Annotated in this window: 17 protein-coding genes; 13 read left to right on the forward strand and 4 right to left on the reverse strand. The window is 60.1% G+C overall.

Features of this window, described 5'->3' with window-relative positions:
• Window positions 1-4: 4 nt before the first annotated feature.
• A complete protein-coding gene (locus ACEPLT_RS14820; RefSeq protein WP_070533883.1) occupies window positions 5-3,334 on the forward strand; it encodes a diguanylate cyclase in 3,330 nt (1,109 codons plus the stop codon).
• Here ACEPLT_RS14820 and alkA read toward each other — a convergent pair.
• Window positions 3,302-4,171 (reverse strand): DNA-3-methyladenine glycosylase 2, encoded by an 870-nt coding sequence (alkA, locus tag ACEPLT_RS14825; RefSeq protein WP_232928720.1) that lies wholly within the window; start codon window positions 4,169-4,171, stop codon window positions 3,302-3,304. The two genes, ACEPLT_RS14820 and alkA, sit on opposite strands and share 33 nt — an antisense overlap.
• Before the next feature lie 130 nt (window positions 4,172-4,301).
• Between alkA and yegD the strand changes: the two genes are divergently transcribed.
• From yegD to trhP, 8 genes are all read left to right on the forward strand, one after another.
• Window positions 4,302-5,654: a molecular chaperone gene (yegD, locus tag ACEPLT_RS14830; RefSeq protein WP_063436348.1), complete on the forward strand. Its 1,353-nt coding sequence runs from the start codon at window positions 4,302-4,304 to the stop codon at window positions 5,652-5,654.
• Between the two features lie 268 nt (window positions 5,655-5,922).
• A complete protein-coding gene (locus ACEPLT_RS14835; protein WP_046092874.1) occupies window positions 5,923-7,125 on the forward strand; it encodes an MdtA/MuxA family multidrug efflux RND transporter periplasmic adaptor subunit in 1,203 nt (400 codons plus the stop codon).
• The gene (locus ACEPLT_RS14840; RefSeq protein WP_447088273.1) at window positions 7,125-10,247 is read left to right on the forward strand and encodes an MdtB/MuxB family multidrug efflux RND transporter permease subunit; all 3,123 of its coding nucleotides are present in this window, start codon (window positions 7,125-7,127) and stop codon (window positions 10,245-10,247) included. Before ACEPLT_RS14835 ends, ACEPLT_RS14840 begins: the two co-directional genes overlap by 1 nt.
• Entirely contained in the window at window positions 10,248-13,325 is a 3,078-nt protein-coding gene (gene mdtC, locus ACEPLT_RS14845; RefSeq protein WP_232928722.1) for a multidrug efflux RND transporter permease subunit MdtC, read from the forward strand.
• On the forward strand, window positions 13,326-14,741 hold the full coding sequence (mdtD, locus tag ACEPLT_RS14850; protein ID WP_032675177.1) for an MFS transporter: 1,416 nt from the start codon (window positions 13,326-13,328) through the stop codon (window positions 14,739-14,741). It abuts the gene before it with no gap.
• Window positions 14,738-16,141 (forward strand): envelope stress sensor histidine kinase BaeS, encoded by a 1,404-nt coding sequence (baeS, locus tag ACEPLT_RS14855; protein WP_204624847.1) that lies wholly within the window; start codon window positions 14,738-14,740, stop codon window positions 16,139-16,141. Before mdtD ends, baeS begins: the two co-directional genes overlap by 4 nt.
• Window positions 16,138-16,860, forward strand: a complete 723-nt coding sequence (baeR, locus tag ACEPLT_RS14860; protein WP_044597928.1) for an envelope stress response regulator BaeR — start codon at window positions 16,138-16,140, stop codon at window positions 16,858-16,860. The genes baeS and baeR overlap by 4 nt, the downstream gene beginning before the upstream one ends.
• A gap of 168 nt (window positions 16,861-17,028) precedes the next feature.
• Window positions 17,029-18,390: a prephenate-dependent tRNA uridine(34) hydroxylase TrhP gene (gene trhP / locus ACEPLT_RS14865; protein ID WP_008500866.1), complete on the forward strand. Its 1,362-nt coding sequence runs from the start codon at window positions 17,029-17,031 to the stop codon at window positions 18,388-18,390.
• 162 nt (window positions 18,391-18,552) lie between these two features.
• Here trhP and ACEPLT_RS14870 read toward each other — a convergent pair whose 3' ends face one another.
• A complete protein-coding gene (locus ACEPLT_RS14870; RefSeq protein WP_232928724.1) occupies window positions 18,553-19,053 on the reverse strand; it encodes a DUF523 domain-containing protein in 501 nt (166 codons plus the stop codon).
• Window positions 19,054-19,194: 141 nt separating this feature from the next.
• On the opposite strand from ACEPLT_RS14870, the gene yegS reads away from it, so the two are divergent.
• Window positions 19,195-20,094: a lipid kinase YegS gene (yegS, locus tag ACEPLT_RS14875; RefSeq protein ID WP_021241471.1), complete on the forward strand. Its 900-nt coding sequence runs from the start codon at window positions 19,195-19,197 to the stop codon at window positions 20,092-20,094.
• 53 nt (window positions 20,095-20,147) lie between these two features.
• Here yegS and fbaB read toward each other — a convergent pair whose 3' ends face one another.
• Window positions 20,148-21,200, reverse strand: coding sequence for a class I fructose-bisphosphate aldolase (gene fbaB / locus ACEPLT_RS14880; RefSeq protein ID WP_008500869.1), 1,053 nt, complete (start codon window positions 21,198-21,200; stop codon window positions 20,148-20,150).
• Window positions 21,201-21,450: 250 nt separating this feature from the next.
• Here fbaB and ACEPLT_RS14885 point away from each other — a divergent pair, with 250 nt between their 5' ends.
• The 3 genes from ACEPLT_RS14885 to ACEPLT_RS14895 are packed head-to-tail and all read left to right on the forward strand — an operon-like array spanning window position 21,451 to window position 24,679.
• Complete coding sequence (locus tag ACEPLT_RS14885) at window positions 21,451-22,728, forward strand: nucleoside permease (RefSeq protein WP_232928726.1); 1,278 nt, start codon at window positions 21,451-21,453, stop codon at window positions 22,726-22,728.
• A complete protein-coding gene (locus ACEPLT_RS14890; protein WP_032675183.1) occupies window positions 22,725-23,729 on the forward strand; it encodes an ADP-ribosylglycohydrolase family protein in 1,005 nt (334 codons plus the stop codon). The genes ACEPLT_RS14885 and ACEPLT_RS14890 overlap by 4 nt, the downstream gene beginning before the upstream one ends.
• Window positions 23,726-24,679, forward strand: coding sequence for a PfkB family carbohydrate kinase (locus ACEPLT_RS14895; RefSeq protein ID WP_032675184.1), 954 nt, complete (start codon window positions 23,726-23,728; stop codon window positions 24,677-24,679). Before ACEPLT_RS14890 ends, ACEPLT_RS14895 begins: the two co-directional genes overlap by 4 nt.
• On the opposite strand, the gene ACEPLT_RS14900 is transcribed toward ACEPLT_RS14895, so the two are convergent.
• Window positions 24,653-25,399: a GntR family transcriptional regulator gene (locus tag ACEPLT_RS14900; RefSeq protein WP_023344521.1), complete on the reverse strand. Its 747-nt coding sequence runs from the start codon at window positions 25,397-25,399 to the stop codon at window positions 24,653-24,655. The two genes, ACEPLT_RS14895 and ACEPLT_RS14900, sit on opposite strands and share 27 nt — an antisense overlap.
• Window positions 25,400-25,430 lie beyond the last annotated feature (31 nt).

Here is a 25,430-nt window from a genome sequence, read left to right on the forward strand (position 1 = left end):
GGTAATGAATAAACAATACCAGCGGGTTTTGGTGACCACCCCACATCCTTTATTACGACTTGTCTGTCTGGGCCTGGTCACCTTTATCTTTACCTTATTTTCGCTGGAGCTCACCCGCTTCGGCACCCTGCTGGCCCCGCTCTGGTTTCCCACCGCCATTATGATGGTGGCGTTTTACCGCCATGCCGGAAAAATGTGGCCGGGCATTGCCCTGGCCTGTTCGTTCGGCAATATTCTGGCCTCATGGATGCTGTTCTCCTGGGGTTCGGTCAGCCTCATCTACCCTACGGTCAACGTCATTGAGGCCGTTATCGGCGCGCTGTTCCTGCGTAAATGGCTCCCGTGGTACAACCCGCTGCAGAATCTGAATGACTGGATCCGCGTGGCCATCGGCAGCGCGCTGGTGCCGCCACTGATGGGCGGCATTCTGGTGTCTCTGCTGGCACCCGGCTCTGAGCCCCTGCGTAATTTCTTCGTCTGGGTGTTGTCAGAAGCCATTGGCGCACTGGCGCTGGTGCCACTGGGGCTGTTATTTAAGCCGCATTATCTGCTGCGCCACCGTGACCCGCGATTGCTGCTGGAAACGCTGACCACGCTGGCCGTGACGTTAGCCCTCAGTTGGGCAGCCATCACCTGGCTGCCGTGGCCCTTCACCTGCGTGATCGTTCTGCTGATGTGGAGCGCCGTGCGCCTGCCGCGGATGGAAGCGTTCATGGTGTTTCTGGTCACCGTGATGGTGGTGTCGCTGATGATTGCCCGCAATCCTCTGGCGCTGACCACCCAGCACGCCGGGCCGATGCTGAACGCCCCCTGGCTGCCGTTCCTGATGCTGCTCCTGCCCGCTAACGTAATGACCATGGTGATGTACGCCTTCCGCGCCGAACGCAAACACATCACCGAAAGCGAAGAGCGCTTTCGTAACGCGATGGAATATTCCGCCATCGGCATGGCGCTGGTCAGCATTGAAGGCAAATGGCTTCAGGCTAACAAGGCGCTGTGCAATTTCCTCGGCTACAGCCAGACGGAGCTTCAGTCGCTGACCTTCCAGCAGCTCACCTGGCCAGAAGATCTGAATACCGACCTCGAGCAGCTCGAACAGCTGGTCAACGGCGAGATCAATACCTACTCCCTCGAAAAGCGCTATTACACCCGCGACGGGGAAGTGGTCTGGGCGCTGCTTGCCGTCTCCGTGGTGCGCCATGCCGACGGCTCCCCGCTCTATTTTATTGCCCAGATTGAAGACATTAACGATCTGAAGCAGACCGAGTGGGTCAATAAGCGCCTGATGGAGCGCATTACGCTGGCTAACGAAGCCGGGGGCATCGGCATCTGGGAATGGGATCTGGAACCCGACATTATCAGCTGGGATAAGCGGATGTTTGAGCTCTATGAAATACCGCCGCACATCAAGCCCACCTGGCAGCTCTGGCACGACACGATGCTGCCGGAGGATCGCGTCCACGCCGAGCAGGTGCTGCGGGACTCCCTGATTTCCCGTCTGCCGTTTAAGCTGGAATTCCGCATCCGCGTGAAGGAAGGCGTGCGTCATATTCGCTCCCTAGCGAACCGGGTGCTCAATAAGCAGGGGGAAGTTGAACGGCTGCTCGGCATCAACATGGACATGACCGAGGTTAAGCAGCTTAACGAGGCCCTCTTCCAGGAAAAAGAGCGTCTGCACATTACCCTCGACTCCATCGGTGAAGCGGTGCTGTGCACCGATATCAACATGAACGTCACCTTTATGAACCCGGTCGCGGAGAAAATGAGCGGCTGGCTCCAGACCGAGGCTATCGGCCAGCCGATCCTGAAGGTGTTACACATTACCTTCGGTGAAAAAGGGCCGCTGATGGAGAATATTCACAGCGGCGATATGTCCCGTTCCGATATCGATCAGGATGTGGTGCTGAACTGCCGTACCGGCGGCAATTATGATATCCACTACAGCATTACGCCGCTCAGCACGCTCGATGGACAGAATATTGGCTCGGTGATCGTCATTCAGGACGTCACCGAGTCGCGTAAAATGCTGCGCCAGCTGAGCTACAGCGCCTCCCACGATGCCCTGACCCATCTGGCAAACCGGGTCAGCTTCGAAAACCATCTCAAACGGCTCTTGCAGACCGTTCGCGAAACGCGCCAGCGCCATGCCCTGGTGTTTATCGACCTCGATCGCTTCAAAGCCGTCAACGACACGGCTGGCCACGCCGCGGGTGATGCCCTGCTGCGGGAACTGGCTTCCCTGATGTTGACCATGCTCCGCTCCAGCGACGTGCTGGCGCGTCTGGGCGGGGACGAGTTCGGGTTACTGTTACCGGACTGCAACCTGGAAAGCGCGCGCTATATCGCCGGTCGCCTGATTCATGCCATCAACGACTATCACTTTATGTGGGAAGGCCGCCTGCACCGGATCGGCGCCAGCGCCGGCATCACGCTGATTGATGAAAATAACCATCAGGCGTCGGAAATTATGTCACAGGCGGACATTGCCTGTTACGCCTCAAAAAACAGCGGGCGTGGCATGGTGACGGTGTATGAACCCCAGCAGGAGCGGGATCATCACACGCGCAGCATGATGTCGCTTGATGAACAGTGGCACATGATTAAAGACAATCATCTGATGATGATTGCCCGCAGCGTCGCCTCCCCGCGCATCCCGGAGAGCAGTAATTTCTGGCTGCTGTCGTTACGCCTGTGGACCAGCCAGGGCGAAGTTCAGGAAGAGCATGCCTTCCGCTCGGGTCTGGCCGAGCCTGAGCTTCTGCACGCCCTCGACAGACGGATCTTTAGCGAATTTTTCCGCACCTATGCCACCCAGATCGCCAGTAAAGGCATGGGCGTGGCGCTGCCGCTCTCGGAGGCCGGTTTAGCCAGCGTGACGCTGGTCGATGAACTGCTCGATCTGCTGGATAAAAGCCCGATGCCGGGCCGTCTGCTGCATCTGGTTATCTCTGCCGATGTGGTGTGCAACCCGGATAAGAACCTGCACAGGGGTCTGCAAAAGCTTCGCCAGGCGGGCTGCCGCGTGATCTTCAGCCAGGTGGGACGCGACATGAACGTCTTTACGCACCTGACCGCGAATATGGCCGACTATCTGATGCTGGATGCAGAGGTGGTAACCAACGTGTATGGCAATCTGATGGATGAGATGATGGTGACCATTGTTCAGGGCCACGCCCAGCGTGTGGGAATGAAAACTATCGCGGGCCCCTGTAACCAGCCCATCATGATGGATACGCTCTCCGGCATCGGCATCGATTTTATCTTTGGTGACACTATCGCCGAGCCGCAGCCATTAGATCTTCTACTCAACACCAGCTATTTCGCCATCAACTGACGGTGCCCAGCCGTCGGTATACCAGATGTGCAGCAGCGCGTAGGAGCGCCACGGCTTCCAGCGTTCGGCATAACGACGAATTTGCGCGGGCGTCATTCCGGCGAAGCGCTGTTTAATCAGGTAATCATCCGGCAGAAACACATCTTTCGCCTGCCAGCCGCGCAGGGCCAGATAATTTGCCGTCCAGCGCCCTATCCCCGGCCGCTGCTGTAACGCCTTCATCCCCTCTTCTGTATTCGCGGGCGGGGAAAGCGGAAACGTTCCGTCGATAACCGACTGCGCCAGATGAATCAGCGACTCCGCGCGCTTTAGCGGCATACCCAACGCCTTCAGCGCCAGCGGGTCCGCTGCCGCCAGCGCCTGCGGCGTGGGGAAGCAGAGATAGCCCGGACAGTCCGCCACCGGTTCGCCACAGAGCGCCACCACGCGTGACGCCAGCTTCGCCGCCATCGCCACGCTCACCAGCTGCCCGAGGATCGCCCGGACGCCCTGCTCGTACGCATCCACCGCCCCCGGTAAACGCAAGCCTGGCCTTGCAGCACCGAGTTCGCCCAGCGTTTCTGCTATTTGCTGCGGGTTACAGCGGAGATCGAACAGGCGTTCGATGCGTTCAAGACACGCCTGCGCAACCGGAATTAACCCCGGGCTGAGCGTCACGCTCAGCGTATGTGTTGCGAGATCCGGCGTCACGCGGAAAATCCCCTGATGCCCCTCGCAGGCAAAACTGCGCTCATAGTAATCGTTGGTGACGGTTTCAATGCCCGTTACCGCGCGCGCGCCAAGAAAACCAAACATCCACTGCCAGTCATAAGGGGGAAGCCAGGTGAGGGTATACATCGTTGCTCCTTTTTTAGTGTTATCAGCATAAACGTAAAGACCCTGTTTTGCCTTGCTTTCATATTCCTGTTGTCGCCATGCAGACATTTCGTTAAAGTCTCGCCCCTTCTCACCGGCATGGGGATTCATCGTGTTTATTGGATTTGACTACGGTACGGCAAACTGCTCGGTTGCGATTATGCAAGACGGGCAGCCACGGCTCCTGAAGATGGAAAAAGAGAGCACGCTGCTGCCGTCTATGCTCTGCGCACCGACGCGTGAAGCGGTGAGCGAATGGCTGTTCCGCCACCACCAGGTTCCGGCCACGGCGGCGGAGACCCAGGCGCTGCTGCGCCGGGCGGTCAGCTTTAACCGCGAGGAGGACATCGACGTTACGCCGTCCAGCGTGCAGTTCGGCCTCGCCTCGCTCGGGCACTACATTGAAGACCCCGAAGAGGTCTATTTCGTTAAGTCGCCAAAATCCTTCCTCGGCGCCAGCGGCCTGAAGCCGCAGCAGGTCGCGCTGTTCGAAGACCTGGTGTGCGCGATGATGCTGCATATTCGCCAGCAGGCGCAGACGCAGGTCTCCGATGCGATTACCCAGGCGGTGATTGGCCGCCCGATCAACTTCCAGGGGCTGGGCGGCGACGAGGCCAACCAGCAGGCGCAGGGGATCCTGGAGCGCGCGGCGCACCGCGCCGGCTTCCGCGACGTGGTATTCCAGTATGAGCCGGTTGCCGCAGGGCTGGACTTCGAAGCCACGCTGACGGAAGAGAAGCGCGTGCTGGTCGTGGACATCGGCGGGGGCACGACGGACTGCTCGCTGCTGCTGATGGGGCCGCAGTGGCATCGCCGTCGCGATCGTGAAAACAGCCTGCTCGGGCACAGCGGCTGCCGCGTGGGCGGTAACGATCTGGATATCGCCCTGGCCTTCAAGAGCCTGATGCCGCTGCTCGGCATGGGGGGGCAAACCGAAAAAGGCATCGCGCTGCCGATCCTGCCGTGGTGGAACGCGATAGCCATCAACGACGTGCCGGCGCAGAGCGATTTTTACAGCACCGCCAACGGCCGCTTCCTTAACGATCTGGTGCGCGATGCCCAGGACGGCGAAAAGGTCGCCCTGCTCTATAAAGTGTGGCGTCAGCGTCTGAGCTACCGCGTGGTGCGTACGGCGGAAGAGAGCAAAATCGCCCTGTCCGACCGCGCTGAACATGCGGTCTCCCTGCCGTTTATCAGTGACGAACTGGCCACTGCCATTTCGCAGGACGGGCTGGAGACGGCGCTCGCGCAGCCGCTACAGCGCATTCTGGAACAGGTGCAGCTCGCGCTGGAGAACGGCAAAGAGAAGCCGGACGTGATTTACCTGACCGGCGGTAGCGCTCGTTCACCGCTGATCAAGAAAGCGCTGGCCGAACAGCTGCCGGGAATACCTATCGCGGGTGGCGATGACTTTGGCTCCGTTACCGCAGGGCTGGCGCGCTGGGCGCAGGTGATGTTTAGCTAGTGCGGTTGTGCCGGGTGGCGGCTTCGCCTTACCCGGCCGACAAAACGTGTGTTGTTGTAGTGCGGTCTGGTGCCCTCTCCCACAAAACACCAAAAACGGCAACATCCGTTGCCGTTCGCATTTACCTTGTAGGCCGGGTAAGCGAAGCGTCACCCGGCAACACTCAGACAATTCCCGACAGTCTTCCATATTTCCTCCATTTTTCCGCTGTGTTGCCTGACTAAACTAGTATCATTCCCCGAAGTATTCAGGATGAGAACGTATAACGATGAAAGGCAGTAACAAATCCCGCTGGGCAATAGCCGCTGGCATCATTGTGGTGGCCCTTGCCGCCGCCTGGTACTGGCACAGTCAATCCGCGAACACCGCCGCACCGGCCGGCGCCACCAGCCAGGCCCAGCGCCCAACGGGCGGAGGGCGTCACGGCATGCGCGGTGGCGCGCTGGCGCCGGTTCAGGCGGCGACGGCGGTGAATAGAGCCGTTCCTCGCTATCTCACCGGTCTCGGGACCATTACCGCTGCCAACACCGCCACGGTGCGCAGCCGCGTCGACGGCCAGCTCATCGCGATCCACTTCCAGGAAGGTCAGCAGGTCAAAGCGGGCGATCTGCTGGCGGAAATCGACCCGAGCCAGTTTAAGGTCGCCCTTGCCCAGGCGCAGGGACAGCTCGCGAAAGACAACGCGACCCTCGCCAACGCCCGGCGCGATTTAGCCCGCTACCAGCAGCTGGTGAAAACAAACCTGGTGTCCCGTCAGGAGCTGGATACCCAGCAGTCGCTGGTCAGTGAAACGCAGGGCACGATCAAAGCGGACGAAGCCGCGGTGGCCAGCGCCCAGCTGCAGCTGGACTGGAGCCGCATCACCGCGCCGATTGACGGACGCGTCGGCCTGAAGCAGGTCGATATCGGCAACCAAATCTCCAGCGGCGACACCACGGGCATCGTGGTGATCACCCAGACCCACCCGATTGATTTAGTCTTTACCCTGCCGGAAAGCGATATCGCGACCGTCATGCAGGCGCAAAAAGCCGGTAAAGGCCTGGTGGTGGAAGCCTGGGACCGCACCAACACGCAGAAGCTGAGTGAAGGGTCTCTGCTCAGTCTGGATAACCAGATCGACACCACCACCGGCACCATCAAGCTGAAGGCGCGCTTTAACAACCAGGACGATGCCCTCTTCCCGAACCAGTTCGTCAATGCGCGCATGCTGGTGGCGACCGAAGAGAACGCGGTGGTGATCCCCACCGCTGCGCTGCAGATGGGTAACGAAGGTAACTTTGTCTGGGTACTTAACAGCGACAATAAGGTCAGCAAGCACCTGGTGAAAACCGGTATCCAGGACAGCCAGACGGTGGTCATCAGCGCCGGGCTTTCCGCAGGCGACCGCGTGGTCACCGACGGCATTGACCGTCTGACCGAAGGGGCCAAAGTGGAAGTGGTGGAACCGGCGAAACAGGGAGCGACCTCCTGATGCAGGTGCTGCCGCCGGGCTCCACAGGTGGGCCGTCACGCCTGTTTATCCTCCGTCCTGTCGCCACCACGCTGCTGATGGTGGCGATCCTGCTCGCCGGGATTATCGGCTATCGCTTTCTGCCCGTCTCGGCGCTGCCCGAGGTGGACTATCCCACCATTCAGGTGGTGACGCTCTATCCCGGCGCCAGCCCGGATGTCCTGACGTCCGCCATCACCGCCCCGCTGGAGCGCCAGTTCGGCCAGATGTCGGGGCTAAAACAGATGTCCTCCCAGAGTTCCGGCGGGGCGTCCGTCGTGACGCTGCAGTTCCAGCTGACGCTGTCGCTGGACGTCGCCGAGCAGGAGGTGCAGGCCGCCATCAACGCCGCCACCAACCTGCTGCCGTCAGACCTGCCTAACCCGCCAGTCTACAGCAAGGTGAACCCGGCGGATCCGCCGATCATGACGCTGGCCGTCACCTCCTCCGCCATGCCGATGACCCAGGTCGAAGACATGGTCGAAACGCGCGTGGCGCAGAAAATTTCTCAGGTCTCCGGCGTCGGTCTCGTCACCCTGGCGGGCGGACAGCGCCCGGCGGTGCGCGTCAAGCTTAACGCGCAGGCCATCGCCGCGCTGGGCCTCACCAGCGAAACCATCCGCAGCGCCATCAGCAATGCCAACGTCAACTCGGCGAAGGGCTCGCTGGACGGCCCCACCCGCGCCGTGACGCTCTCTGCCAACGACCAGATGCAGTCCGCCGACGAATATCGTCAGCTGATTATCGCCTACCAGAACGGCGCGCCGGTGCGTCTGGGCGACGTGGCGACCGTAGAACAAGGCGCGGAAAACAGCTGGCTGGGGGCCTGGGCCAACAGGCAGCAGGCGATCGTGATGAACGTGCAGCGCCAGCCGGGCGCAAACATCATCGAAACCGCCGACAGCATCCGCACCATGCTGCCGCAGCTGATCGAAAGCCTGCCGAAGTCGGTCAGCGTGAAGGTGCTTTCCGACCGTACCACCAACATTCGCGCGTCGGTCACCGACACCCAGTTCGAGCTGATGCTGGCGATTGCGCTGGTGGTGATGATCATTTACCTGTTCCTGCGTAACGTCCCGGCGACCATTATTCCCGCCGTCGCCGTACCGCTCTCGCTGGTCGGCACCTTTGCGGTGATGGTGTTCCTCGATTTTTCGATTAACAACCTGACGCTGATGGCGCTCACCATCGCCACCGGGTTCGTGGTGGATGATGCCATCGTCGTCATCGAGAACATCTCGCGCTATATCGAGAAAGGTGAGAAACCGCTGGCCGCCGCGCTGAAAGGCGCAGGAGAAATCGGCTTTACCATTATCTCGCTGACCTTCTCGCTGATTGCGGTGCTGATCCCGCTGCTGTTTATGGGCGATATCGTTGGGCGTCTGTTCCGCGAGTTTGCCGTGACGCTGGCGGTCGCCATTCTGATCTCCGCCGTGGTGTCGCTGACCCTGACGCCGATGATGTGCGCCCGCATGCTGAGCCATGAGTCCCTGCGCAAGCAAAACCGCTTCTCGCGCGCCTCCGAGCGCATGTTCGAGCGCATTATTGCCGCCTACGGTCGCGTGCTGGCGAAAGTCCTTAACCACCCGTGGGCCACGCTCGGCGTGGCGCTGGGAACCCTGGCGCTCAGCGTGATGCTGTGGATTTTCATTCCGAAAGGCTTCTTCCCGATCCAGGACAACGGCATTATTCAGGGCACGCTTCAGGCCCCACAGTCGGTCTCTTTTGCCAATATGGCGCAGCGCCAGCAGCAGGTATCTGACATCATCATGAAGGATCCGGCGGTAGAGAGCCTGACCGCTTACGTCGGCGTGGACGGCACCAACCCGTCGCTCAACAGCGCGCGTCTGCAGATCAACCTTAAGCCGCTGGATGAGCGCGACGATCGCGTCAACGCCGTCATTGAGCGGCTGCAAAGCGCCGTCGCCCGCGTGCCGGGCGTTGAGCTGTACCTGCAGCCGATTCAGGATTTGACCATCGATACCCAGGTCAGCCGCACGCAGTACCAGTTCACGCTGCAGGCCACCTCGCTGGACGCGCTCAGCACCTGGGTGCCGCAGCTGGTGGATAAACTCAAAACCCTGCCGCAGCTCGCCGACGTCAGCAGCGACTGGCAGGACAAAGGGCTGGCGGCGTATGTGAACGTCAACCGCGACGCCGCCAGCCGTCTGGGCATCACCATGGCGGACGTGGATAACGCCCTGTACAACGCCTTCGGTCAGCGTCTGATCTCCACCATCTACACCCAGGCGAACCAGTATCGCGTGGTGCTGGAGCACAACACCGACAACACGCCCGGCCTGGCGGGGCTGGACTCGGTGCGCCTGACCAGCAAAGACGGCGGCATTGTGCCGCTGAGCGCTATCGCCACGGTGGAAGAACGCTATACCCCGCTGTCGATTAACCATCTGGATCAGTTCCCGTCCACCACCATCTCCTTTAACGTGCCGGACAATTACTCTCTGGGTGAAGCGGTGGAGGCCATTCAGGCGGCGGAAAAAGCGGTAAGCTTCCCGGCTGATATTCAGACCCAGTTCCAGGGCAGCACCCTGGCGTTCCAGGCCGCGCTGGGCAACACCATCTGGCTGATCGTGGCGGCGGTCGTGGCGATGTACATCGTGCTCGGCGTGCTGTACGAAAGCTTTATCCACCCGATCACCATCCTCTCTACCCTGCCGACGGCGGGCGTGGGGGCACTGCTGGCATTAATGCTGGCGGGCAGCGAGCTGGACGTGATTGCCATCATAGGTATCATCCTGCTCATCGGGATCGTGAAGAAAAACGCCATCATGATGATCGACTTCGCCCTGGCCGCCGAGCGCGAGCAGGGCATGTCGCCGCGCGATGCGATTTTCCAGGCCTGCCTGCTGCGTTTTCGCCCCATCCTGATGACCACGCTGGCCGCCCTGCTGGGCGCGCTGCCGCTGATGCTCAGCACGGGCGTCGGCGCGGAGCTGCGCCGTCCGCTGGGTATCGGCATGGTCGGCGGTCTGCTGGTGAGCCAGGTGCTGACGCTGTTCACCACGCCGGTGATCTACCTGCTGTTTGACCGCCTGGCGCTGTGGACCAAAAGCCGCTTCCCGAAACGTGAAGAGGAGGCATAAGTGAAGTTTTTCGCCCTCTTCATTTATCGCCCGGTGGCGACGATTTTAATCTCGCTCGCCATTACCCTCTGCGGCGTGCTGGGCTTCCGGCTGCTGCCGGTGGCGCCCCTGCCGCAGGTGGATTTCCCGGTGATCATGGTCAGCGCCTCGCTGCCGGGCGCCTCGCCGGAAACCATGGCCTCGTCCGTTGCCACGCCGCTGGAGCGTTCGCTCGGGCGGATTGCGGGGGTCAACGAGATGACCTCCAGCAGCTCGCTGGGCAGCACGCGCATTATTCTGGAATTCAGCTTCGACCGGGATATCAACGGCGCGGCGCGCGACGTGCAGGCGGCCATTAACGCCGCACAGAGCCTGCTGCCGAGCGGGATGCCGAGCCGTCCGACCTACCGCAAGGCCAATCCGTCCGACGCGCCGATCATGATCCTGACGCTGACCTCGGATACGTACTCGCAGGGGCAGCTGTACGATTTTGCGTCTACCCAGCTGGCGCAGACCATCTCTCAAATTAACGGCGTCGGGGACGTGAGCGTCGGCGGGAGTTCCCTGCCCGCGGTGCGCGTGGGGTTAAACCCGCAGGCGCTGTTCAACCAGGGCGTGTCGCTGGACGACGTGCGCTCCGCCATCAGCAACGCCAACGTGCGCAAACCGCAGGGGGCGATAGAGGACAACAGCCACCGCTGGCAGATCCACACCAACGACGAGCTGAAAACCGCGGCGGAATATCAGCCGCTCATTATTCACTACAACAACGGCGCGGCGGTGCGCTTAAGCGACGTGGCCAGCGTCACCGACTCGGTGCAGGACGTACGCAACGCCGGGATGACCAACGCCAAGCCGGCGATTCTGCTGATGATCCGCAAGCTGCCGGAAGCGAACATTATCGAGACAGTGAACAGCATTCGCGCCCGTCTCCCGGAGCTGCAGGAGACCATCCCGGCAGCAATCGATCTGCAAATTGCTCAGGATCGCTCCCCGACGATTCGCGCCTCGCTGGAAGAGGTGGAGCAAACGCTGGTGATCTCCGTCGCGCTGGTGATCCTGGTGGTCTTCCTGTTCCTGCGATCCGGCCGCGCGACGCTGATCCCGGCGGTGGCCGTGCCGGTCTCGCTGATCGGCACCTTTGCCGCCATGTACCTGTGCGGGTTTAGCCTCAACAACCTGTCGCTGATGGCCCTGACGATTGCCACCGGCTTCGTGGTGGATGACGCCATCGTGGTGCTGGAAAACATTTCCCGCCATCTGGAAGCGGGCGTGAAACCGCTGCAGGCCGCGCTGCAGGGCACGCGCGAGGTGGGCTTTACGGTGCTCTCCATGAGCCTGTCGCTGGTCGCGGTCTTTCTGCCGCTGCTGCTGATGGGCGGGCTGCCGGGCAGGCTGCTGCGCGAATTTGCCGTCACCCTTTCGGTGGCTATCGGCATCTCGCTGATTATCTCGCTGACGCTCACGCCAATGATGTGCGGCTGGATGCTCAAGCGCAGCAAGCCGCACTCGCAGCCGCGCCGCAAAGGCTTTGGCCGCGTGCTGATGGCAATGCAGGAGGGCTACGGCAAATCGCTGAAGTGGGTGCTGAACCACACAAGGCTGGTCGGCCTGGTGCTGATCGGCACCATCGTGCTCAACGTGTGGCTGTATATTTCCATCCCGAAAACCTTTTTCCCGGAGCAGGATACCGGCGTGCTGATGGGCGGCATTCAGGCGGACCAGAGCATTTCCTTCCAGGCGATGCGCGGCAAGCTGCAGGACTTTATGAAGATCATTCGTGAAGACAAAGCCGTGGATAACGTCACTGGCTTTACCGGCGGGTCGCGCGTCAACAGCGGGATGATGTTTATTACCCTGAAACCGCGTGGCGAGCGCAACGAAACCGCCCAGCAGGTGATTGACCGCCTGCGGGTGAAGCTCGCCAAAGAGCCCGGAGCCAACCTGTTTTTGATGGCCGTTCAGGATATCCGCGTCGGCGGGCGACAGGCGAACGCCAGCTATCAGTACACGTTGCTCTCGGATGATTTAGCCGCCCTGCGCGAGTGGGAGCCGAAGATCCGCAAGGCGCTGGCCGCCCTGCCGGAGCTGGCGGACGTGAACTCCGATCAGCAGGACAACGGCGCCGAGATGGCCCTGACCTATGACCGCGAAACCATGTCGCGGCTGGGCATCAACGTTGAAGCCGCCAACAGCCTGCTGAATAACGCCTTCGGCCAGCGCGAGATCTCCACCATCTACCAGCCGATGAACCAGTATAAGGTGGTGATGGAGGTCGATCCGCGCTACACCCAGGACATCAGCGCCCTGGACAAAATGTTTGTGATTAACAACGACGGCAAGGCGATTCCGCTCTCGTACTTTGCCAGCTGGCAGCCCGCCAACGCGCCGCTGTCGGTGAACCACCAGGGGCTGTCGGCGGCGTCGACCATCTCCTTTAACCTGCCCGCCGGTTCGTCACTTTCCGAGGCCAGCGACGCGATCAACCGCGCGATGACCCAGCTTGGCGTGCCGTCCACCGTGCGCGGCAGCTTCGCCGGGACCGCGCAGGTATTCCAGGAGACGATGAACTCGCAGGTGATTTTAATTCTGGCCGCCATCGCCACGGTCTATATTGTGCTGGGCGTGCTGTATGAGAGCTACGTGCACCCGCTGACCATCCTCTCGACGCTGCCGTCGGCGGGCGTGGGGGCGCTGCTGGCGCTGGAGCTGTTCGGCGCGCCGTTCAGCCTTATCGCGCTTATCGGGATCATGCTATTAATCGGCATCGTGAAGAAAAACGCCATCATGATGGTGGACTTCGCGCTGGACGCCCAGCGCAACGGCAACCTCTCGCCGGAAGAGGCCATCTTCCAGGCCTGCCTGCTGCGCTTCCGTCCGATCATGATGACCACCCTGGCGGCGCTGTTTGGCGCGCTGCCGCTGGTGATCTCGGGCGGCGACGGCTCAGAGCTGCGCCAGCCGCTGGGGATCACCATTGTCGGCGGCCTGGTGATGAGCCAGCTGCTGACGCTGTACACCACGCCGGTGGTCTATCTGTTCTTCGACCGCCTGCGGCTGCGCTTTTCGCGTAAAAACAGAACTACGGTGACCGGATAAATGACAGAGCTTCCCAGCAACGTTCGCTGGCAATTATGGATAGTCGCCTTCGGCTTCTTTATGCAGTCGCTGGATACGACCATCGTCAACACCGCCCTCCCCTCCATGGCGAAAAGCCTCGGGGAGAGCCCGCTGCATATGCACATGGTGATAGTCTCCTACGTGCTGACGGTTGCCGTGATGCTGCCCGCCAGCGGCTGGCTGGCCGATAAGGTCGGCGTGCGGAATATCTTCTTTACCGCCATCGTACTGTTTACCACCGGCTCGCTATTTTGCGCGCAGGCCAACACCCTCGACCAGCTGGTCATGGCGCGCGTGCTGCAGGGCATCGGCGGGGCGATGATGGTGCCCGTCGGGCGACTAACGGTGATGAAGATTGTGCCGCGCGAGCAGTACATGGCGGCGATGACCTTTGTCACCCTGCCCGGTCAGGTGGGGCCGCTGCTTGGGCCTGCGCTGGGCGGTATGCTGGTGGAGTACGCCTCCTGGCACTGGATCTTCTTAATCAATCTCCCGGTAGGCATCATCGGCGCGATGGCCACCCTGACGCTGATGCCGAACTACAAAATGCAGACCCGGCGCTTTGATTTCTTCGGCTTTATTCTGCTGGCGGCGGGCATGGCCACGCTTACCCTGGCACTCGACGGGCAAAAGGGGCTGGGGATTTCGACCCTGATGCTCGGGTTGCTGGTGGTTATCGGCATTTCCACCATTGCAGGGTATTTGTGGCATGCTCGCGGCAATGACCAGGCGCTGTTCAGCCTGAACTTGTTTAAAAACCCTACCTACCGTCTCGGGCTGTTCGGCAGCTTTGCCGGACGCGTCGGCAGCGGCATGCTGCCGTTTATGACGCCCGTTTTTCTGCAAATTGGCATGGGCTTTTCGCCATTCCACGCGGGCCTGATGATGATCCCAATGGTGCTGGGCAGCATGGGGATGAAGCGCATGGTGGTGCAGGTGGTGAACCGCTTTGGCTACCGTCACGTGCTGGTGGCCGCCACGCTGGGGCTGGCGCTGGTCAGCCTGCTGTTTATGGCCGTGGCGCTGATGGGCTGGTACTACGTCCTGCCGCTGGTGCTGTTCTGCCAGGGGGTCATCAACTCCATGCGCTTCTCGTCGATGAATACCCTGACGCTGAAGGACCTGCCGGACGATCTGGCGAGCAGCGGCAACAGCCTGCTGTCGATGATTATGCAGCTCTCCATGAGCGTAGGCGTGACGATCGCGGGGTTGCTGCTCGGCATGTACGGTCAGCACCATCTCAGCGTCGACACGCCGGTGGCGCATCAGGTCTTTATGTATACCTACCTCAGCATGGCGGTCATCATCGCCCTGCCCGCGTTCATCTTCGCCCGCGTGCCGGATGATACCAGCAAGAACGTCGTGATTAGGCGCGGCAAAAGGAGTGGCTCATGAAATTCTGGCGTCCGGGTATTACCGGCAAGCTCTTTCTGGCGATTTTTGCCACCTGTATCGTTTTGCTGATCACCATGCACTGGGCGGTGCGCATCAGCTTTGAGCGCGGCTTTATTGATTACATCAAGCATGGCAATGAGCAGCGTTTGCAGGGCTTAAGCGATGCGCTGAGTGAACAGTACGCCCAGCACGGCAACTGGCGTTTTCTGCGCAATAACGACCGCTTTATTTTCCAGATCCTGCGCTCGCTGGAGCACGATACCGGTGACGACCGTCCGGGCCCGGGCATGCCGCCGCACGGCTGGCGCACCCAGTTCTGGGTGATCGACCAGGACATGCGCCCCCTGGTTGGCCCGCGCGCGCCGATACCGCCGGACGGCACCCGTCGGGCGATTAAAGTGAATAACGCGACCGTAGGTTGGGTGATCGCCTCGCCGGTGGAGCGCCTGACGCGCAACACCGACATCAACTTTGACCGCCAGCAGCGCCGGACCAGCTGGCTGATTGTCGCCCTCTCCACGCTGCTCGCCGCGCTCGCCACCTTCCCGCTGGCGCGCGGCCTGCTCGCCCCGGTGAAACGGCTGGTGGAAGGCACGCACAAGCTGGCCGCCGGGGATTTCACCACCCGCGTCGATACCCGCAGCCAGGACGAACTGGGCAAGCTGGCGCAGGACTTTAACCAGCTCGCCAGCACCCTGGAGAAGAACCAGCAGATGCGCCGCGACTTTATGGCCGACATTTCACACGAGCTGCGTACGCCGCTGGCGGTGCTGCGCGGCGAGCTCGAAGCCATTCAGGACGGCGTGCGCCAGTTTACGCCGGAATCGGTGGCCTCTCTGCAGGCGGAGGTGGGCACGCTCACCAAGCTGGTGGACGATCTCCACCAGCTCTCCATGTCCGACGAAGGCGCGCTGGCCTACCAGAAGGCGCCCGTAGACGTCATTAACGTGCTGGAAGTAGCGAGCGGCGCCTTCCGCGAGCGCTTTGCCAGCCGCAACCTGAAAATCGACCTCTCCCTGCCGGACAGCGCGGTGGTGTTTGGCGACAAAGACCGGCTGATGCAACTGTTCAACAACCTGCTGGAAAACAGCCTGCGCTACACCGATAGCGGCGGCGGGCTGCTGATTTCCGGCAGGCAGGAAAACGGGCGCTTTGCCCTTACCTTCGCGGATTCCGCACCGGGCGTGCAGGACGCGCAGCTGGAAAAACTGTTTGAACGTTTTTATCGTACCGAAGGCTCCCGCAACCGCGCCAGCGGCGGATCCGGCCTGGGGCTGGCGATTTGCGTTAACATCGTCGAGGCGCATAATGGCACGATCCGCGCCGCCCATTCGCCTTTTGGCGGGGTTAGCATTACAGTAGAGTTACCTCTGGAACGGGATTTATCGAGAGAAGTATGACCGAGTTACCGATTGACGAAAACACGCCGCGCATTTTGATCGTCGAAGACGAACCCAAGCTGGGACAGCTGCTGATCGACTATTTACGCGCGGCCAGCTATGCCCCGTCACTGATCGGCCACGGCGACCAGGTGCTGCCGTACGTGCGCCAAACCCCGCCGGACCTGATCCTGCTTGATTTAATGCTGCCTGGGGTTGATGGATTGACCCTGTGCCGGGAAATTCGCCGCTTCTCCGACGTCCCGATCGTCATGGTCACCGCCAAAATTGAAGAGATTGACCGCCTGCTGGGGCTCGAAATCGGCGCGGACGACTATATCTGCAAGCCCTACAGTCCGCGCGAGGTGGTTGCCCGCGTGAAAACCATTCTGCGCCGCTGCAGGCCGCAGCGCGAGCTTCAGGTGCTGGACGCCGAAAGCCCGCTGATTGTCGACGAAAGCCGCTTCCAGGCGAGCTGGCGCAGCAAGCTGCTGGACCTGACGCCAGCGGAGTTCCGCCTGCTGAAAACCCTCTCCCACGAGCCGGGAAAAGTCTTCTCCCGCGAACAGCTGCTGAACCACCTGTACGACGATTACCGCGTGGTGACCGACCGCACCATCGACAGCCACATTAAAAACCTGCGCCGCAAGCTGGAGGCGCTGGACGCCGAACAGTCGTTTATCCGCGCGGTGTATGGCGTGGGGTATCGCTGGGAAGCGGATGCATGCAGGATAGCCTAGCCAGCAGAGGGTCAATGCAGGCCGGGTAAGGCGAAGCCGCCACCCGGCACAATAACTTTACCTCCCTGCCCCGCAGCGCTACAATGCCCGCCCTTAATGTGGGGGATCTCCCCTTACCGCTGCACCAGGTGCACGCGGATCTGACCTGTCATCAGAACGAGAACAAACATGTTTAAACCGGAACTCCTTTCCCCGGCGGGAACGCTGCAAAATATGCGTTACGCTTTCGCCTATGGCGCCGACGCCGTGTATGCGGGCCAGCCGCGCTACTCGCTGCGCGTGCGTAACAACGAATTCAACCACGAGAACCTGCAGCTCGGCATCAACGAGGCGCACGCTCTGGGTAAAAAATTCTACGTGGTGGTCAACATCGCGCCGCACAACGCCAAGCTGAAAACGTTCATCCGTGACCTGAAGCCGGTGGTGGATATGGGGCCGGACGCGCTGATCATGTCGGACCCGGGTTTAATCATGCTGGTTCGGGAGAACTTCCCGGAGATGGATATCCACCTCTCCGTACAGGCTAACGCCGTCAACTGGGCGACGGTGAAGTTCTGGAAGCAGATGGGGCTGACCCGCGTCATCCTGTCCCGCGAGCTTTCGCTGGAAGAGATCGAAGAGATCCGCACCCAGGTGCCGGATATGGAAATCGAAATCTTCGTTCACGGCGCGCTGTGCATGGCCTACTCCGGCCGCTGCCTGCTCTCCGGCTATATCAACAAGCGCGACCCGAACCAGGGCACCTGCACCAACGCCTGCCGCTGGGAATATAACGTCCAGGAAGGCAAAGAGGACGACATCGGCAACATCGTCCACAAGCATGAGCCGATCCCGGTGACCAACGTCGAGCCTACGCTGGGCATCGGCGCGCCAACCGACAGCGTGTTTATGATTGAAGAAGCCAAGCGTCCGGGCGAGTACATGACCGCCTTTGAAGACGAGCACGGCACCTACATCATGAACTCGAAAGATCTGCGCGCCATCGCCCACGTTGAGCGCCTGACCCAGATGGGCGTGCACTCCCTGAAGATTGAAGGGCGCACCAAATCCTATTACTACTGCGCGCGTACCGCACAGGTGTACCGTAAAGCCATCGACGATGCGGCCGCCGGTAAACCGTTCGATACCAGCCTGCTGGAAACGCTGGAAGGCCTGGCGCACCGCGGCTATACCGAAGGTTTCCTGCGCCGTCATACCCACGACGACTACCAGAACTACGAGCACGGCTACTCCGTTTCCGAGCGCCAGCAGTTTGTCGGTGACTTCACCGGCGAGCGCAAAGGCGCGCTGGCGGCCGTGGCGGTGAAAAACAAGTTTACCAAAGGCGACAGCCTGGAGCTGATGACCCCGCAGGGCAACATGAACTTCACGCTGGAGCATCTGGAAAACGGCAAAGGCGAAGCGATTGAGGTCGCGCCGGGCGACGGGCACACCGTCTGGCTGCCGGTTCCGGAAGAAGTGGAGCTGAAGTTCGCGCTGCTGATGCGTAACTTCAACGGTGAAAGCACACGTAATCCACACGGCAAATAGTCAATCAGGGAAATTTTTTCGCGCTGGGATAATTCTTAGAATCGGATCACATACCGCTTCGTTCAATACGGGTATTATCCAACGCGCTGAAAAACATAACCCATAAATGCTAGCTGTACCAGGAACCACCTCCTTAGCCTGCGTAATCTCCCTTACGCGGGCTTATTTTTTACCTTCTCTCTCCTCAACCCAGGCAATGAGTTCGTCGATTTGCTTCTCTGAGAACACGGCGATCCCATTCTCAGCGAGCAACGACGCCGCAACCCCCATCCCCGCTTTCTGTATACCGCGAAAAGATCCGTCATAAATAAACTCACTGCCGCACGTTGGGCTGCCATCGGTTAACAATGCAGCGCTACACCCCGACGCCTGAGCAGCGCGTAGCGCGAGCCAGGCTGCAAGCTGATAATGTGCGGTCACGTCCTGCCCGGTATTTTCCATAATTCTGGCTTGCCCGCGCATTACGTCTTTGCCATCAGCGAATTTAATCTCTGCCGGAGGACGCGGTACAGGCAGCCCGGCAGCCAATTCAGGGCAGTGGATAACCAGACGTTGTTCCTGTTGCCAGCGCTTGAGCTGCTCGTTCATTCGCGCTTTTTCACTTCCGTTATAACGGACCCTAAAGCCCATCAGGCAAGCGCTTACCAAAATTTTATTCATCATCACTTTCCTGTGATTACATTAAGCTCATCGCTGAAGTGTAACGCGCTTTTGTGCCTGTTTTGTTCCTTTCATCCTGTTCTTACCCGCTTTTTCCCTCTCTGCTATACACTCTTACTAACGCTAAAAAAGGGAGCAGCGCGGATGGCAACCTATCCAGACAGTTTATTGATTCTCAACGGCAAAAGTGCAGGCAACGATCTGCTGCGTCAGGCCATTCAGGGTTTGCGTGACGACGGGGCGCGCATCCACGTAAGGGTAACCTGGGAAAAAGGCGACGCGGCACGCTATATCAATGAAGCCCTCGGGCTTGGCGTTGAGACCATCATTTCCGGCGGCGGCGATGGCACCATCAATGAGATCGCGTCAGCGCTGATCGACCTGCCCCCGGCAGACCGCCCGGTGATGGGTATTTTACCGCTCGGCACCGCCAATGATTTTGCCACCAGCGCCGGGATCCCCGAGGCGTTAGAGAAAGCGCTTCAGCTGGCGATCCTCGGTAAAGCGACCGCGGTAGATATTGCGCAGGTGAATGACAAAACCTGCTTTATCAATATGGCCACCGGCGGGTTCGGCACGCGCATCACCAGCGAAACGCCGGAAAAACTCAAGGCTGCGCTGGGCGGCGTGTCGTATCTGATCCACGGTCTGATGCGCATGGATACCCTCAAGCCTGACCGCTGCGAAATTCGCGGCGAAGATTTCCAGTGGCAGGGCGACGCGCTGGTGATTGGCATCGGTAATGGTCGTCAGGCCGGCGGCGGGCAGCAGCTGTGCCCGGAGGCGCTGATCAATGACGGTCAGCTACAGCTGCGGATTTTCACGGGTGACGGCCTGCTGCCCGCGCTGTTTACCACGCTGACGCAGCCGGAAGAGAGTCCGAATATCATTGACGGGAAATCGGCGTGGTTTGAGGTAAATGCCCCTCATGGGATGACCTTTAACCTCGACGGGGAACCGCTCAGCGGGACGCAGTTCCGCATTGAGGTGTTGCCCGGCGCGCTGCAGTGTCGGTTGCCGCCAGACTGTGTGCTTTTGCGCTGATGGTATTGCCGGGTGGCGGCTACGCCTTACCCGGCCTACGCTTAGCCCTCAGGTCAGGCAATCGTGACTTTGCTGTCCAGATAAACGTCCTGTACTGCATTGATCAGCTTCACGCCGTCAGCCATCGATTTCTTAAACGCCTTACGGCCCAGGATCAGCCCCATGCCGCCCGCGCGCTTGTTGATAACCGCAGTACGCACCGCGTCTGACAGGTCAGTATCGCCGCCCGCCGCGCCGCCGGAGTTAATCAACCCTGCGCGGCCCATGTAGCAGTTCGCCAGCTGGTAGCGCACCAGGTCGATCGGGTTATCGCTGGTCAGCTTGCTGTAAACGCGGTCATCGGTGTAACCAAAGTTCACTGCTTTATATCCGCCATTATTCTCGGCCATTTTCTGCTTCACGATATCCGCGCCGATGGTCGCCGCCAGGTGGTTCGCCTGCCCGGTCAGGTCAGCCGACACGTGATAATCCACGCCGTCTTTTTTGAACGCCGAGTTGCGCAGGTACGCCCACAGCACGGTCACCATACCCAGCTCGTGCGCGCGCTCAAACGCCGCAGAGATCTCTTCAATCTGACGACGAGACTGTTCTGAGCCGAAATAGATGGTCGCCCCAACGGCAACCGCCCCCATATTGAACGCCTGCTCGACGCTGGCATAGAGCGTCTGGTCATATTCGGTGGGGTAGCTCAGGGTTTCATTGTGGTTCAGCTTCACGAGGAACGGAATGCGGTGGGCATAGCGACGCGAGACGGAGGCCAGCACGCCGTAGGTGGACGCCACGCAGTTACAGCCCGCTTCAATCGCCAGCTCAACAATGTTCTTCGGATCGAAATAGAGCGGATTCGCCGCGAAGGAGGCGCCCGCCGAGTGCTCAACGCCCTGGTCTACCGGCAGAATAGAGAGATATCCGGTGCCGCCGAGCCGCCCGGTGTTATAGAGCGTCTGCATATTTCTTAGCACGGCAGGCGGACGGTTGTTATCGACCATCACGCGGTCAACGTAGTCATGACCAGGCAGGTAAAGCTGGTCGGCTGGAATGGTCATACAACGATGCTGTAAAAGGCTGTCGGCGTCTTTGCCAAGCAACTGCGCAATATCAGTCATGTGATACTCCCGTAAGTTCGACGTCATGTCGGTGTGCGTTTATCCAGTCCCATCTTTTATGGGCAGACTAAGCCTGGTACCGACTTAACAGATTTTCCACCCTTTGCAATTTTTTTCAGCACAATCTGCTGGCTCGATTCGTGTACAACAAAACTGTTACATTGATCAAACAATCGCCACAAAGGTATTTAAAAGGTATTATTGAATGGTATGTTAAAGGCGTACCCTCTCTGACATGCAGGATTAAAAAATGAAAACGAAAGTCCAACTGTCATTCATGATGTTTGTTGAATGGTTTATCTGGGGCGCGTGGTTTGTGCCGCTGTGGCTGTGGCTGAGCAAAAGCGGTTTTACCGCCGGGGAAATCGGCTGGTCTTATGCCTGTACCGCCATTGCCGCTATCCTCTCCCCAATTCTGGTCGGCTCGCTGACGGACCGCTTCTTCGCCGCGCAGAAAGTGCTGGCGGTGCTGATGTTTGCCGGCGCGATTCTGATGTACTTCGCGGCGCAGCAAACCCAGTTCAGCACCTTCTTCCCGCTGCTGCTGGTTTACTCCCTGACCTATATGCCCACCATCGCGCTGACCAACAGCATTGCCTTCGCGAACGTGGACGACGTCGAGGCCGATTTTCCGCGCATCCGCGTGATGGGTACGATCGGCTGGATCGCCTCCGGGCTGGCGTGCGGCTTCCTGCCGCAGATGCTGGGCTATAGCGATATCTCCGATACCAATATTCCCCTGCTGATGACCGCCGCCAGCTCCGCGCTGCTCGGCGTCTTTGCCCTCTTCCTGCCGAACACGCCGCCGAAGAGCACTGGCAAGCTGGACTTCAAAGTGATGCTGGGGCTGGACGCGCTGATCCTGCTGCGCGACAGAAACTTCCTCGTGTTCTTCTTCTGCTCGTTCCTGTTCGCCATGCCGCTGGCCTTCTACTACATTTTCGCCAACGGCTATCTCACTGAAGTGGGAATGAAAAACGCCACCGGCTGGATGACGCTCGGCCAGTTCTCTGAAATCTTCTTTATGCTGGCGCTGCCGTTCTTTACCAAACGCTTTGGTATTAAGAAGGTCTTGCTGCTGGGTCTGATTACCGCCGCCATCCGCTACGGGTTCTTCGTTTACGGCGGTGCGGAACAGAACTTCACCTACGCCCTGCTGTTCCTCGGCATTCTGCTGCACGGCGTGAGCTACGACTTCTACTACGTCACCGCGTATATCTACGTGGATAAAAAAGCGCCGGTGCATATGCGCACCGCCGCGCAGGGCCTGATTACGCTCTGCTGTCAGGGCTTTGGTAGCCTGCTGGGTTACCGCCTGGGCGGCGTGATGATGGAAAAAATGTTCGCCTACAAAGAGCCGGTGAATGGGCTGACCTTCAACTGGGCCGGAATGTGGACATTTGGCGCGATCATGATTGCCGTGATTGCCGTGCTGTTTATGCTGTTTTTCCGCGAATCGGACAAAGAGATCGCTGCAATTGCGGTGGTTGATGGCGATGCCGCGCTGACACAAGGGGAAGTTAAATGAAACAAGAACGTATTCTCGGTGCCCTTTACGGGCAGGCGTTAGGGGATGCGATGGGCATGCCGTCGGAGCTGTGGCCGAGAAAGCGCGTCAAGGCGCACTTCGGCTGGATCGACCGCTTTTTACCCGGCCCGGCAGAAAATAACGCGGCCTGCTATTTCAGGCAGGCAGAGTTTACAGACGATACCTCAATGGCGCTGTGCCTGGCCGATGCGATCATCGAGTGCGACGGGGAGATTAACGCAGACGTTATCGGCAAGCATATCCTTAACTGGGCGCTCGATTTCGACGCGTTCAACAAGAACGTGCTTGGCCCCACTTCCAAAATCGCGCTGAATGCGATTCGTGACGGGAAGCCGGTCAGCGCGCTGGAAAACAACGGCGTGACCAACGGGGCGGCGATGCGCGCCTCCCCGCTGGGCTGTCTCCTTCCGGCGACGCGGCTGGAACACTTTGTTGAACAGGTGGCGCAGGCCTCCAGCCCGACCCATAAATCGGACCTCGCGATTGCCGGCGCGGTGGTGATGGCCTGGGCGGTTTCCCGCGCCATCGACGGCGAAAGCTGGCAGAACATCGTTGATGCCCTGCCGGGGATCGCCCGCTATGCGCAGGAGATGAAAACCACCACCTTCAGCGCGTCGCTGGCGGCGCGTATTGAGCTGGCGCTTAAGACCGTACGGGAAGCCAACGGTATTGAGTCCGCCAGCGAGCAGGTTTATCAGCTGATTGGCGCGGGAACCAGCACCATTGAGTCCGTTCCGGCGGCCATTGCGATGGTGGAACTGGCAGGAACCGACCCGAACCGCTGCGCCATCTTATGCGCCAATTTGGGCGGTGATACGGACACTATTGGCGCCATGGCGACGGCCATCTGCGGCGCGCTCCACGGCGTGCAGGCGATTGATCCGGCGCTCAAAGCCGAACTCGACGCCGTCAACCAGCTCAACTTCGGCCATTATTGCGAGAAACTGCTGCACTTCAGGGAGCAAAGGGAGGGCGTATGAAGGCATTTGCCCAACGTCTCGAAAATCTGCACGCCACGCGCCCGGTGACGGTGCTGGGCGCCGCGGTGATTGACGTCATCGCCGACGCCTACGCCCTGCCCTGGCGCGGGTGCGATATCGAACTTAAGCAGCAGGGCGTGAATATTGGCGGCTGCGCGCTGAACATTGCCATCGCCCTGAAACGCCTCGGGATCGCCGCGCAAAATGCCCTTCCCGTCGGCCATGGCGTGTGGGCGGATATTATCCGCAACGCCATGGCGAAGCAGGATCTGCACAGCGCCGTAGAGGCTGAAACCGGCGACAACGGCTGGTGTCTGGCGCTGGTGGAGCCTGACGGCGAGCGCACCTTTATGTCCTTTAGCGGCGTGGAAAACCAGTGGCAGCAGCGCTGGCTGGATGCGCTTCACGTTCCGCAAAACAGCCTGGTTTATCTCTCCGGCTACCAGCTGGCCTCGCCGTGCGGCGAACTGCTGACAGGCTGGCTGGAGGGATTACAGGACGTGACGGCCTTTATCGATTTCGGCCCACGCATCGCGGATGTTCCTGATGCGCTGATGGAGAGAATCATGGCCTGCAGGCCAATCGTGTCACTCAATCGTCAGGAAGCGGGGCTCGCGGCTGAAAGACTGGGTGTGGAGGCTGAAAACCTGGGTGAAGTGTGGCAGCAGCGCTTCGGCGCCGCGCTGATTGTGCGCCATGATAAAGACGGTGCTACGTGGTATGACGGCGACGCCTCGGGCGTTGTTCCGGCGTTTCCGGCGACGGTTGTGGATACCATTGGTGCAGGCGACAGCCACGCGGGCGGCACGCTGGCCGGGCTGGCTGCGGGATGGTCACTGGCAGATGCCGTTCTGCTGGGGAATGCCGTGGCGTCATGGGTGGTCAGCCACCGCGGTGGGGATTGCGCCCCGACGCGTGAGGCACTACTCCTCGCACACAAAGACGTATAGATCGCTGCGACAGTAGCTGATGCTGTACTCAATCGGCCGGTGCTGCTGGTCAAGCGCGACCTGCTTGATCACCAGCACCGGTATTTTTTCGTCCATCTTAATGTGCGCCTGAAACTCGCTGTCGGGCATGCGGGCGCTCACCCTTGAGCGGGTGCGCTGCGGGTAGATATTCTGACTGCGAAAGTAGTCATAGAGCGAAATGCCAATCGCATCCGGGTCGGGAATTAACCCGACGGGGACCCAGGACTCTTCAATCGACACCGCATCGTCATCGACATAGCGAATGCGCTTGAGCAAAAAGACCTCGCTGTCCGGGGAGATCGACAGGTGGTTGGCCACCTCTTCCGGACACTTCACCACCCGCTTGTTGACCCAGAGCGTATTCGGCTTCTTGCCGCGCAGCACCACCTGCTGGGAAAAACCGCGCGCCTCTTTCAGCGAATATTCGAAGATATTGTTGATTTGCGTGCCATAGCCACGGGCGCGCGTCACCACGCCCTCTTCCTCCAGCGCCTGCATCGCTTTACGCACGGTGATGCGCGACACCCCGGTCAACTGGCTCAGATCGCGCTCGCCGGGCAAAATATTCCCGTGCTCCAGCACCCCGCTGCGCACCGCGTTTTTTACCGTTTCGGCAAACTTCAGGTACAGCGGCGTGTTATCGGGCGCGGCGATCCGTTCATTCAGTTGAGCGATTAACCGGGTATGCGCTTGTTCCATCTCTGTTTTTCTCAGACGTGGTGTATCCTGC

The sequence above is a fragment of the Enterobacter sp. fkY84-1 genome (assembly GCF_052974705.1).

What these genes read in the sequence shown, in the direction of transcription:
- ACEPLT_RS14890 (WP_032675183.1), top strand. Translation starts at nt 22,725, where the DNA reads ATGAAACAAGAACGTATTCTCGGTGCCCTTTACGGGCAGGCGTTAGGG.
- alkA (WP_232928720.1), bottom strand. Translation starts at nt 4,171, where the DNA reads ATGTATACCCTCACCTGGCTTCCCCCTTATGACTGGCAGTGGATGTTT.
- ACEPLT_RS14885 (WP_232928726.1), top strand. Translation starts at nt 21,451, where the DNA reads ATGAAAACGAAAGTCCAACTGTCATTCATGATGTTTGTTGAATGGTTT.
- ACEPLT_RS14820 (WP_070533883.1), top strand. Translation starts at nt 5, where the DNA reads ATGAATAAACAATACCAGCGGGTTTTGGTGACCACCCCACATCCTTTA.
- fbaB (WP_008500869.1), bottom strand. Translation starts at nt 21,200, where the DNA reads ATGACTGATATTGCGCAGTTGCTTGGCAAAGACGCCGACAGCCTTTTA.
- ACEPLT_RS14870 (WP_232928724.1), bottom strand. Translation starts at nt 19,053, where the DNA reads ATGATGAATAAAATTTTGGTAAGCGCTTGCCTGATGGGCTTTAGGGTC.
- yegS (WP_021241471.1), top strand. Translation starts at nt 19,195, where the DNA reads ATGGCAACCTATCCAGACAGTTTATTGATTCTCAACGGCAAAAGTGCA.
- ACEPLT_RS14900 (WP_023344521.1), bottom strand. Translation starts at nt 25,399, where the DNA reads ATGGAACAAGCGCATACCCGGTTAATCGCTCAACTGAATGAACGGATC.
- baeS (WP_204624847.1), top strand. Translation starts at nt 14,738, where the DNA reads ATGAAATTCTGGCGTCCGGGTATTACCGGCAAGCTCTTTCTGGCGATT.
- baeR (WP_044597928.1), top strand. Translation starts at nt 16,138, where the DNA reads ATGACCGAGTTACCGATTGACGAAAACACGCCGCGCATTTTGATCGTC.
- ACEPLT_RS14835 (WP_046092874.1), top strand. Translation starts at nt 5,923, where the DNA reads ATGAAAGGCAGTAACAAATCCCGCTGGGCAATAGCCGCTGGCATCATT.
- trhP (WP_008500866.1), top strand. Translation starts at nt 17,029, where the DNA reads ATGTTTAAACCGGAACTCCTTTCCCCGGCGGGAACGCTGCAAAATATG.
- ACEPLT_RS14840 (WP_447088273.1), top strand. Translation starts at nt 7,125, where the DNA reads ATGCAGGTGCTGCCGCCGGGCTCCACAGGTGGGCCGTCACGCCTGTTT.
- ACEPLT_RS14895 (WP_032675184.1), top strand. Translation starts at nt 23,726, where the DNA reads ATGAAGGCATTTGCCCAACGTCTCGAAAATCTGCACGCCACGCGCCCG.
- mdtD (WP_032675177.1), top strand. Translation starts at nt 13,326, where the DNA reads ATGACAGAGCTTCCCAGCAACGTTCGCTGGCAATTATGGATAGTCGCC.